The organism is Caldimonas tepidiphila, from assembly GCF_003569765.1.
In the GTDB taxonomy this organism is placed as follows: Bacteria; Pseudomonadota; Gammaproteobacteria; order Burkholderiales; family Burkholderiaceae_C; genus Caldimonas; species Caldimonas tepidiphila.
This window is the reverse complement of sequence record NZ_QXMG01000030.1, coordinates 61,316-72,189: the sequence shown is the minus strand read 5'-3', so window position 1 is coordinate 72,189 and position 10,874 is coordinate 61,316. Positions and strand designations below refer to the sequence as shown.

Sequence of the window (10,874 nt, the reverse complement as noted above, 5' to 3'; positions counted from 1 at the left end):
GGCGCTGTCAAGCCACGCCCCGCCCGGCGCCCTCGCTGCCATTTGTGCAACAAAGCCGGAAGGAGTGATTCCATCGAGGAGCGGTCCTGAAATTCCTGCCTATGAGATCTCCAGCCCAGGGCGCGAGGGATTCCTTGAATGAGAATTGACTGGAACAATCAATAGGGAAACCCCAGCTCTTCAGCCAGAAAGACAGATGAGCGTGCTTTGCTGTTGATGCGTATTGGCGTGCAGCAGGAAGGCATCCGGTGCAATTGATCATTGCTCCGGAGCCTCAGGGCCGTATGGAAATATCGCCCTGGATCAGGGCTGCAGCGCCAGTTGGTAGTGGTAGACACTGCCGCCCAGGCTCGACATGGCCCGGGTTTGCAGGACGATCGCGTACCGCGTCACGCCGTTGACGCCGTATTTGTAGGCCCGCCCGCTGTAGTAATGGCCGTTTTCCAGCAATGCGCCACCCCATTTTTCCGGGTTGAGCATGTTGATGACCATGTTCTGGCTCAGCACCTGGGTCTCGTTCGAGAAGACGCCCTCGCCGCTGGAGCCGATCTTCAGCGTGACGGAAGACGGTGCCGCCAGGTTGTCGCAACTGACGACGTTGAAGGTCCTGCCGTGCAGTTCGTCGATCGGCGCCGCGTCCTGGATGCGGGTCAGCGAATCGGAAATGAAGATGTGGGCCTGGCGGGGTGCGTCGGTGGCTGCGGCGGGGTTGCAGCCCAGCAGTGCGTTGCCGTCGAGGCCATAGGCGCCCCGGGTCAGGGGACCGGACCAGCTCACGCTGTCATAGCCGTTGGTCGTCGTCACCATTTGATTTCCGCCCAGCACCGGAAATGCGATGCTGCCTTGGCCGGAAGCCGGGTTGAAGTTGACCGTGGCCAGGACGCTGCCGGGATTCCAGGTCGCCGATGCCTGCGCCGCGTGGTGGGCGTAGGAGATGCGCGCATTGCTGGCGCTCACCTCTGCCGACGCCACCGTGGAACCGGCCCCGGGCCGGGTTTCCTTGTAGGCCTCGGGATCCTTGCTGTCACCACCGCCGCAAGCGGCCAGCAGCGTGAAAAGGGCAAGCAGGGCAGGCGCGGCAGACGCAGCACGACGAGGACGGGACAACATTGTCTTCATGAGTTCGGCGGAGTGAGTAATGACTGCGGGCTGAAGGCAGCCGGACAGCCCGAACTGCGCCGTCAGCCTAACGTTCCGGTCGCCCGGGTACATCGTGCATTTGATAGAGGCGATCGCGTGTGTGGGGGCGGAAACCTCCGGATCCACATTTCAGGATCGCTACAATCAAAAAATCTGAAAATGTCAAGCCATCATTTGATAGGCGAATTTCAGGTCGCTGCCAATAATCATTCGAACTCGAAGAGACAAGTTGAACATGGCGCTGTTGAGGGATGCCGCTGAGGCGGCGCAGGAAGGCCGTATTCAGCAGGCGCTGGATCTGGGAGGGCAGGCCTTGAACGAGGCGCGGGAGCGCCGCGATGCGGACGGGCAGCTGCTTGCTCATCTGCAACTCACCGAGTGGATGCTGAGCCTCGGGCGAGGTCTCGGCGCGCGACTCCATGCGAACGCCTCCGTCGGCCTGCTGAGAGCCGGCTTGCCTCAGGAGCTGCGTGTGCGGGCCTGGGCCAGCCAAGCGTACGCCGCCAGTTTCGTTGGCGACGGTGCGAGCGCCCTGCAGGCCGGTGCCCGGGCCCGCGACGAAGCGACGGAGGCCGCGGATCCCCGGGTCCGGGCGCTGGCGCTCAACTATTTCGGCGTGGCCAGCATGTGGGACTGCCGCTGGCAGACCGCCGACGAAGCCTTTCAAGCCTCGGCCCGGCATTTCCCCAGCAGTTCACGACCCATTCTCAACGCGGCCTTCACCCAGCTGCTGCGCGGCACGGTCGAGGCCACGCTCGAAGGGGCGCGGGCGGCCGAGCGCACGATGCAGGGGAAAGCGTTCCGGGCGGCTTTCGATCGCGGTATCCAGATAGACCTGCCGCCAGCGCTCGGGGTGATCGGTGCGGACACCAAGGTCGTCCGCATCTTCCTCTCCGGCGTGATCGCCAGCTGGCAGCACCGGCATGTGGAAGCTCTCGAGTGCCAAGAGGCAGTGAGGGAGACCATCGACGCCACGCCGCTGCTGGAATGGATGCGCCCCTATGTGCACTACCTGCGCGGCGAGCACGCGTTTTCACTGGGGGCGAACGCGGAGGCGGTGGAGCATGCGACGCGGATGATCCAGGCCTCAGAAATCCAGGGGTGCGAACAGACCCAATGGATCGGCCGCCTGCTCCGTGCCCGCTGCCTGTCTTCGGTGAACGACCATGCAGCAGCATCGGGGGACTGGCGTTACCTGTGGATGCGCGCGATTCGGCGCCACGACGAATGGGGTTGTCCGGTCGAGGCGCGCCCCGCCTTCGAGGCGCCTCCCGCGGAGGAGCCGGGAGAGGGGTGGAGCGTCGATTTCGCACTCACGCAGGCCGAATCGGAAATCGTTCGCCAGCTGTTGACGGGACGCCGCCTCCAGGAGATAGCTTGGATGCGCAACACGTCCTACGGCACCGTGCGCGGCCAGCTGGCCAAGGTGTTCGAGAAAACCGGATACCGCTCGCAGGCGCAACTGGTGGCAGGACTCAGCCGCTACCGACGCAAGTCCTGACGATCGGGCCGGGGCCACGAAGTGATGCGGGCCCCGCGTGGCGAGCCCCGGCGCATCAACCGCGCCGCCCTCAGCGCGGCAACTCGGCCTCCACGCCTTCGAGCCGGGGCAGGTGCCGCGCGAGCGCCGGGTGCGCCTGCGCCACCGCCGCCATGCCGGCGACGAGCTCGTCCAGCCGCTCGCGGATCAGCCGCCGCGCCGCGGCGGCGCCCGCGGCCGGCTCGGTGGCGCGCAGCATCGTGAAGCTCACGCCCGCATGCACGCCCGGCGCGGCCTCGCTCGCGGGCAGGCTGCACAGGTAGCTGCCCACCGGGCCGAACACCGACATCAGCGCCATCGCCGCCGAGAGCATCGCGCGCCGCTCGCCGGGGCCGGCGTCCGGCTCGCCCCAGGCCTGCGTCAGCAGCCGCAGCGTCAGGCCGTAGAGCGCATTGGCGAGGTCGAGCACCGCGGCCGCCTGCGGGGCATCGACATGCACGCCGGCCTCCGGGTCGGCCGGGCGGCGCATCAGCGGATTGCGCGCCGCGGGCCAGGCGGGACGGAAGCCGGGGCGCGCGGTCGCCAGCGCGTCGAACTCGTCGCGGATCGCGCAGAAGCGCCGGAAGTGCGAGTCCTCGGTGTCGGCACGGCCGCCTTCGCCCTGCGTGACGATCGTGTCGAGCGCGGCGCGCGCGCTGTCGAGGTCGGTGACGACCGCGAGGCCCGGCAGGTCCACCGCGTCCGGGCCGATCTGCATCGCCGGGTCGCCGCAGAACAGCCCCCGCGCGTCGGCCGCCGCCAGCGCCTCCAGGCAGCCTCGCAGCCGCTCGTAGAACTCGCCGATGGTGCGGTAGCGGGGCGCGCCGGGCATCAGCGCGGTGCCGGGGCGCTCGTCGCGGCCGGCCTCCTGCCGTCGCCCCGCGAAGCTCGCCGCGTCGGGCACCGGCACGTCGGCCGGGCGCTCCAGGAAGATGAAGTGGTCGAGCGTGTCGCGGTCGAAGGGCGCGAGCTCGACCACGATGTCGGCCGGGTGGTAGTTCGGCGCGGTCGGCAGGTTCGGCCGGTTGAAGTGCGGCCGCAGCCCGCAGGCCACCGTCAGGTTCGCCACCAGCGCGAGGTGCCCCATCTCCTCCAGCGCCACGTCGAGGATCGTGCGCCGCCAGCGCTGCACCGCCTCGCGCTCGGGCGCGGACAGGGCCTCGTCGTCCGCGCCGCGCAGGCTGAAGGCCGCGTAGAGGTAGCAGCACAGCAGGTTGTGCTCCAGCTCGGCGGCCTCGGCCAGCAGGTGCAGCAGCTGCTCGCGGCTGTCGCGGGTCTCGGGCGTGGGTTGCGGCGTCATCGGGTCCTTCGGGATGGGGGAGGGGCGCGCCTCAGCGCCGGCCGCCGCCGCCGCGGCGCGCGCGCCACAGCGGCTTCTTGCTCTTGAGCTGGCGCTCGATGCCGCGGTTGAGCGAGCGGCGCAACTCGACCACCTCCTCGACGTGGCCGTAGACGCCGGGGAATCGCATGTCCAGCCACAGCCACAGCGTGCAGAGCTTGAGCGCCTGCTCCTGCATGTCGAGCCGGCTGTACTCGCCGACGTCCTCGAGGAACAGCGGCTCGCCCGCGCGGCCGCGCGTGGCGTGCTGCTGCGCCCAGCCGAGGTAGTGCTCGACCTGCGCCGCGGCGCGCGTGTCCAGGGGCGCCTGCGCGTAGATGAAGCGGTCGCGCAGCTCGAGCCGCGCGGCGCTGCGGTCGAGCATCTCGGCGAGCTCGAGCATCTGTTCCAGCTCGGCGACCTCGAAGTGGCTGCTGTCGAGCTTGAGCTGCTCCATGAAGACGGCCAGCACCGAGCGCAGCCGCGTCTTGCCCAGACGCATCGCGATGGTCTCGACGTGCCAGCGGTTGGGCGCGACGAAGGCCTTGAAGTCGAGCGGCGCGCGCGGCTGCTTCGCGAGCTGCGTGCGCAGCACCTTGGCCGCGGTCGGCTCGGCCTCGTCCAGCACGCCGGTGAAGCCTTCCTCGTGGATGCCGAATCGCCCGGCGCGGCCGGCGATCTGGTGCACCTCGGACTCGTTGAGCTCGCGCTCGGTCACGCCGTCGAACTTCTCCATCGTCGAGAACAGCACGCGGCGGATCGGCAGGTTCAGGCCCATGCCGATCGCGTCGGTGGCGACCAGGATGTCGGCCTCCTCGCCGGCGAAGCGCTCGGCCTCGTTGCGCCGCACCTCGGGCGGCAGCGCGCCGTAGATCACCGAGACGGTATGGCCCCGCTGCGCGATCTCGTCGCGCAGCATCAGCACGTCGCGGCGGCTGAAGGCCACCACCGCGTCGCCCTTGGTGACGGACTTCAGCGGCACCGGCGTCTTCAGCAGCTGCACGTGCTGCTTGCGCTTGAACTCCACCGTCTCGCAAGCCTCGCCGCAGACGCCGAGCAGGCTGCGCACCGCGGGCTCCGCATAGGCCGAGCAGATGATCAGCAGCTCGCGCGCGGGCACGCCGACGATGGCCTGCGTCCAGGCCCAGCCGCGGTCCTTGTCGAACAGCATCTGCGCCTCGTCGATCACCGCGACGTCGACCACCTCGCCGGTGTTGACCATCTCGACGGTGCTCGACACCGCGCGCGCGCCGGGCGAGGGCACGTTCTCCTCGCCGGTCAGCAGCGAGCACGGCACGCCGCGCGCCTCCAGGCGGTCGCGGCCCTCGAGCGCGAGCAGGCGCAGCGGCGCGAGGTAGGTGCCGGAGCCAGCGCGCGCCAGGCGCTCGAAGGCCCCGTGCGTCTTGCCGCTGTTGGGCGGGCCGACGAAGAGCGAGACCTTGCGGCCGAGCCGGCGCGCGAGCGGGAAGCTGTCCGGGTAGCCCTGGAAGGCGAGCGCGCTGTTGAGCTCGCTGAGCGCGCTGAGCTCGGTGCTGTGCCGCGCCCAGCGCGCGTAGGCGCGCTGGCAGGCGGCCTTGAGCGCCTCGGGCTCGACCGGGCGGTCGCACTCGGCCTGCAGCGCGGGCAGCAGCAGGTCCATGCGCAGCGGGTCGGTCTCGTGGGCCTGCGCCGCGAGGCCGTCGAGGAAGCCGGTCAGCTCGGCCGCCCGCGGGTGCGGCGGCTGGTGGCGCTCCAGCACGTCGAGCAGCACCGGGGTGTCGCCGGTGCGGTAGAAGTCCCAGACAGGCTCGCCGTCCATCGGCTCGACGTGCGCGACGCGCAGCCGCCAGCCGGCGAAGGGCAGCGTGAGCTCGTCGTGGCACACGCGTGTCCAGTCGAGCCCCACGCGGCGCAGCCCGAGCTGCTCCAGCGCCTCGCCGCGGTCGCTCATCACGCTGCGCGCCTCCTTGACGCTGCGCAGGGGCTCCAGGTGGCGCAGCGCGGCGTCCATCAGCTGCGGCGCGATCCAGCGCGACGCGCGCGTGCCCTCGACCGGCGGCTGCAGCAGCACGAGGCCGCGCCGCTCGAGCTCGTCCTCCTCGCCGCGGCCGACGCCGGGGAAGTCGGAGGGCTGCACCGCCTGCGGCAGGTGGAAGGCGGCCTTGCGCAGCTGGCGCAGCTGCGCATTCGTCAGGTGCGACGGCACACGCGCACGGTGCGCCGGCTCGGGCAGAGGGTCTTTCTCGGGGGAGGCAGGGGTGCTCATCGGTAGGAGGGAGGGGCGAAAAATGTGCCCGAGGGGGAGGGGGCGGCGCCGTTGAAGGCGCCGGAGTCGGCGGGACTGCGCGGGGGGCGGGGTCGCAGCGCGATCGCAGCGGACGAGCCTCGCCGGGGAGTCGGAGCGGGGGGAACGCGATGGCGCGTCGGGCGGACCGGTGCCGCTGGCTTGCGGACGGCAGGATTATAGGAAAGCAATGCCCGGACGGATTCGTCGGCCGGGAGCCGATGCGGGCAGGACCGGCGAGGTTTCGAGCACCTCGGTCCGCTCGCCGGGAAGGAAACCGGGCCGGCAGGCATTCTCATGTCTTCGCGGGCCAGAGGCTCTCCAGATGCTCCCGGAGAAAATCGAGGAAAGCCGCTGCCGCATGGGGAAGGGTTCGTCCCTCCAGCGTCTGCACTTCCAGGTCGCGCAGGTCGAGGCTGGGGTCGGTGATCGGGATCGCCTTGATCAGCCCTGCGAGGACGAGATGCCTCACCGAGATCTCGCCCGAGACGGCGATGCCGCCGTGACGGACGACGAAGCTGTGCAGCGCCGCCATGCTGTTGGTGGTCAGCACCGGCTCGATCAGCAGCTGCTGCCGGCTGCAGGCCACCTCGATCATCTCGCGCACCATGGTCTGCGGGGCGGGCAGCGCGATCGGGTACCCGCTCATGCGAGCCAGCGTGAGCGTGCGGGCGCGCGCCAGCGGATGCGCCGTCGGCACGAGCGCCAGCACCGGCGCGGGCCGGCGGAACTCGACCCGGATGTCCCGCTCCGGCGCCCGGCTGAACTTGAGCCCGATGTCGGCATCGCCATGACGCACCGCGTTGGAAACCGTCGAATGCGGGCAGGCATTCAGCTCGAAGACGATTCCCTCGTGTCCGAGGCGGAACTCGGCCATCAGGCTGGGCAGGAACTCGTTGGCGAAGGCCTCGGTCGCCGCGACGCGCACCCGGCCCGAACGCAGCCCCTGCAGCGACCGGATCTCGCCGAGGGCGCGCTCGGCGTCGAGCTGCGCGCGCCGCGCGTGGGTGGCGAGGATCTCCCCGGCCGCGTTCAGCACCATGCCGCGCGGATGCCGCTCGAACAGCGGCATGCCGACGGCTTCCTCCAGGGCGGCGATCTGGCGGCTGATGGCGGAGGTACTGACGTGCAGCTGCTGGGAGGCCTCGGCCAGCGAGCCCCCCCTGGCGACTTCCAGGAAGTAGCGGAGTCCCGTGTCCTGGAACTGATGGAATCGCATGCCGTCTTCCTGGATTGCATTTATTGCAATGGTCTATTGCATTATCTCTGATTGTCGCAAGGCAAGGATCGGCTCAAAGTCCTGTCATGGATTCCTGTTACCAAGACTTCCGCTCGCAGCCGGAAATCGACGCGCAATACGACACCTCGCTGTCCGTGCCGCACGAGGCCGCCGAGCTGCAGCGCTACGTAGACCGTGCCGCGCAGGCCCGCGCGAGCCTGCGTTGCCATCTGGATGTTCCGTACGGACCGTCGGCCGCGGAGACGCTGGACATCTTCCCGGCCGACGAGCCGGGCGCGCCGGTCTTCGTGTTCATTCACGGCGGCTACTGGCGCTCCTCGTCTTCCAAGGATTTCAGCGGCGTGGCGCTGGGATTGCAGCCGCTCGGCATCACCACCGTCGTCATCGACTACGCGCTGTGCCCGGCGGTGACGCTCGACGAGATCACGCGGCAGGCGCGGGCGGCGCTCGCCTGGGTCGTGCGCCACATCGGCGAGTACGGCGGCGATGCCGCCCGCGTGGCCGTGGGCGGCCATTCGGCCGGCGCCCACCTCGCGGCGATGTGCCTGCTCTCCCACGCGGGCGGCATCGCCGCCGGCGCGCCGGCGCCGCTGGCCGCGGGGCTGCTGGTCAGCGGCCTGTACGAACTGGAGCCCTTGCGCCGCAGCTACCTGCAGCCGGTGCTGCGGCTCGACGACGGGATCGTGGCGCGCAACTCGCCCGCCAGCGCCGAGGTGCCGCGCTGCACGACGCCGCTGTGGATCACCTGGGGCGGCGACGAGACCGCCGAGTTCGCGCGCCAGTCCGCGGCCTTCCACGCCGCGTGGCAGGCGGCGGGCAACCCCTCCCGCCTCTCGGCGCTGCCGGGGACGCACCACTTCTCGGCGATCCACGGCTTCGAGGAGCCGGGCAGCGAGCTGTGCCAGTGGCTGGCCGACCGGCTGGGCCCGGGGTCGCATCGAGCAATTTCCGGAGACAGATCATGACGAGAGAAACGGCTGTCGAACGCGCGCAAGGCGTGATCGATTCGGGCGCCTTCGCCGAGGCGCTGGCGCGGCGGCTGCGCTACGCCTCCGAAAGCGAGGAGCCGCAGGCCGCGGCGAAGGCCCTGCGCGCCTACCTCGACGACGAGATGGCGCCTTCGCTGACGGCGCTCGGCTTCGCCTGCCGGCCCGTCGAGAACCCGGTCGACGCGCGCCTGCCCCTGCTGATTGCCGAGCGCATCGAGCAGCCGGGCCTGCCCACCGTGCTGATGTACGCCCACGGCGACGTGGTGCGGGGCCACGCCGCGCAGTGGCGCGAAGGCCTCGCGCCCTGGGAGCTGCGCATCGAGGGCGAGCGCTGGTACGGCCGGGGCACGGCCGACAACAAGGGCCAGCACAGCATCAATCTCGCCGCGCTCGAGCAGGTCATCGCGGTGCGGGGCGGCTCGCTCGGCTTCAACCTCAAGCTGCTCGTCGAGATGGGCGAGGAGGCCGGCTCGCCCGGGCTGCGCGAGGTCTGCGAGCAGCACCGCGAGGCCTTGCGCGCCGACCTCTTCATCGCCAGCGACGGCCCGCGCGTGCATGCGCAGCGCCCGACCCTGTTCCTCGGCTCGCGCGGCGCGATCAACTTCGAGCTGCGCCTGAACAGCCGCGAGCGCGGCTTCCACTCGGGGAACTGGGGCGGGCTGCTCGTCAATCCGGCGGTCGTGCTGTGCAATGCCGTCGCGAGCCTCGTGGACGGGCGGGGACGCCTGCGCGTCGAGGCCCTGCGGCCGTCCGGCGTGCCGGCCTCGGTGCGCCGTGCGCTTGCCGACATCGAGATCGGCGGCGGGAAGGACGATCCGGAGGTCGATGCCGACTGGGGCGAGCCCGGCCTGACGCCGGCCGAGCGCGTGATCGGCTGGAACAGCCTGGAAGTGCTTGCGATGACGGCGGGCAACCCGGCCCAGCCCGTGGGCGCCATCCCCGGCGGCGCGCGCGTGTTCTGCCAGCTGAGGTTCGTCGTTGGTACCCGGCTCGAGAACGTCGTGCCGGCGCTGCGCGCGCACCTCGACGCCGAGGGATTCGCCGACGTCGAGCTGCACGTCGGAGCGAGCGGCGAGGCGACGCGGCTCGACCCGGAGGACGCCTGGGTGGAGTGGGCGCTGGACTCGATCCGGCGCACCACCGGCAAGGCGCCGGCGCTGCTGCCCAACCTGGGCGGGTCGCTGCCCAACGACATCTTCGCCAACACACTGGGCCTGCCGACCCTGTGGGTGCCGCACTCCTACCCGGCCTGCGCCCAGCATGCGCCCAACGAGCACCTGCTGGAACCCGTGGCCCGGGAAGGCCTGGCCGTGATGGCCGGCCTGTTCTGGGACCTGGGGGAATCCGGTGCGGCCGTACGTGCTTCCCGGGCCTCGGGTACACCTGCCGATTTCTGACCTCATCTCTGGAGCATCCGTCATGAAAACCAAGTTCCTCGCCTCCCTGGCTGCCGTGGCGGTCTCCGGACTGGCGCTGGCCGCGTCGCCGGCGCTCGCGCAGTCCTGGCCGAGCAAGCCGATCACGATGGTGGTGCCGTTCTCGCCCGGCGGCGGCACGGACATCGTCGCCCGCCTGCTGGCGAGCAAGCTCGCGCCCCGGCTCGGGCAGTCGGTGGTGGTCGAGAACAAGCCCGGGGCCGCCACCGCGATCGGCGCCGCCGCGGTCGCCAAGGCGCCCGCCGACGGCTACACGCTGCTGCTCTCCGGCTCCTCGACCTATTCGATCCTGCCGGCGCTGAAGTCCGGCCTGCCCTACGACCCGCTGAGCAGCTTCGCGCACGTGGCCGTGGTGGCCAAGGCGCCGCTGGTCCTGCTGGCCGGCCCGTCGTCCCAGATCGGCTCGGTCGCCGAGCTGATCCGGCGGGCCCGCAGTGCACCCGAGCCCCTGATGTACGGCACCTTCGGCAGCGGCTCGGGACCGCATCTCGCGGGCTCCATGCTCGCGGACGCCGCGAAGATCAAGCTGGCCCCGATCCCCTACAAGGGCAGTGCGCCCGCGCTGACCGGGTTGATCGGCGGGGAGATTCCGGTCGGCTTCGACACCGTGGCCGCCGCCGCGCCGCAGGTCCAGGCCGGCAAGCTCAAGGCGCTGGCGGTCACCGGCGACAAGCGCTCGGAGCTGCTGCCCGACGTGCCGACCTATACCGAGGCCGGGATCGGCAAGGCGTCCCTGGTGAGCTGGTTCGCCCTGGTTGCGCCGGCCAGGACCCCCGATGCAGTGCTTGCCCGGCTGGGCCAGGAACTGGGCGCCGTGATGGCGGATCCGGAGGTGCGCAAGTCGCTCTCGGCGGCCGGGCTGGAGCCGGTCCTGCTGGGTCGCGAGCCCCTGCAGCAGCTCATCCGCGACGAGATCGCCGAGTTCAGGAACATCGCGCAGCGCGCGAACATCACGCTCGATTGAGGAAG

At 70.6% G+C, this 10,874-nt stretch carries 8 protein-coding genes; 4 read left to right on the top strand and 4 right to left on the bottom strand.

What is annotated here, in order from left to right; translation table 11 throughout:
- Nucleotides 1-303: 303 nt before the first annotated feature.
- A complete protein-coding gene (locus D3A59_RS16560) occupies nt 304-1,212 on the bottom strand; it encodes a hypothetical protein (RefSeq protein ID WP_157991564.1) in 909 nt (302 codons plus the stop codon).
- A 157-nt stretch (nt 1,213-1,369) separates the two neighbouring features.
- Between D3A59_RS16560 and D3A59_RS16555 the strand changes: the two genes are divergently transcribed.
- A complete protein-coding gene (locus D3A59_RS16555; RefSeq protein WP_157991563.1) occupies nt 1,370-2,641 on the top strand; it encodes a helix-turn-helix transcriptional regulator in 1,272 nt (423 codons plus the stop codon).
- A 70-nt stretch (nt 2,642-2,711) separates the two neighbouring features.
- On the opposite strand, the gene D3A59_RS16550 is transcribed toward D3A59_RS16555, so the two are convergent.
- The 3 genes from D3A59_RS16550 to D3A59_RS16540 all read right to left on the bottom strand — a co-directional run bounded on the left by D3A59_RS16550 (nt 2,712) and on the right by D3A59_RS16540 (nt 7,459).
- A complete protein-coding gene (locus D3A59_RS16550) occupies nt 2,712-3,959 on the bottom strand; it encodes a ferritin-like domain-containing protein (protein ID WP_119156239.1) in 1,248 nt (415 codons plus the stop codon).
- Nucleotides 3,960-3,990: 31 nt separating this feature from the next.
- The gene (locus D3A59_RS16545) at nt 3,991-6,222 is read right to left on the bottom strand and encodes a helicase-related protein (protein ID WP_119156237.1); all 2,232 of its coding nucleotides are present in this window, start codon (nt 6,220-6,222) and stop codon (nt 3,991-3,993) included.
- Nucleotides 6,223-6,535: 313 nt separating this feature from the next.
- On the bottom strand, nt 6,536-7,459 hold the full coding sequence (locus D3A59_RS16540; RefSeq protein ID WP_119156235.1) for a LysR family transcriptional regulator: 924 nt from the start codon (nt 7,457-7,459) through the stop codon (nt 6,536-6,538).
- An 86-nt stretch (nt 7,460-7,545) separates the two neighbouring features.
- On the opposite strand from D3A59_RS16540, the gene D3A59_RS16535 reads away from it, so the two are divergent.
- From D3A59_RS16535 to D3A59_RS16525, 3 genes are read left to right on the top strand one after another with little or no spacing between them, the layout of a single operon-like run.
- Complete coding sequence (locus D3A59_RS16535; protein ID WP_119156233.1) at nt 7,546-8,445, top strand: alpha/beta hydrolase; 900 nt, start codon at nt 7,546-7,548, stop codon at nt 8,443-8,445.
- A complete protein-coding gene (locus D3A59_RS16530) occupies nt 8,442-9,866 on the top strand; it encodes a M20 family metallopeptidase (RefSeq protein WP_119156231.1) in 1,425 nt (474 codons plus the stop codon). Before D3A59_RS16535 ends, D3A59_RS16530 begins: the two co-directional genes overlap by 4 nt.
- A 22-nt stretch (nt 9,867-9,888) precedes the next feature.
- A complete protein-coding gene (locus tag D3A59_RS16525; protein WP_119156229.1) occupies nt 9,889-10,869 on the top strand; it encodes a Bug family tripartite tricarboxylate transporter substrate binding protein in 981 nt (326 codons plus the stop codon).
- Nucleotides 10,870-10,874 lie beyond the last annotated feature (5 nt).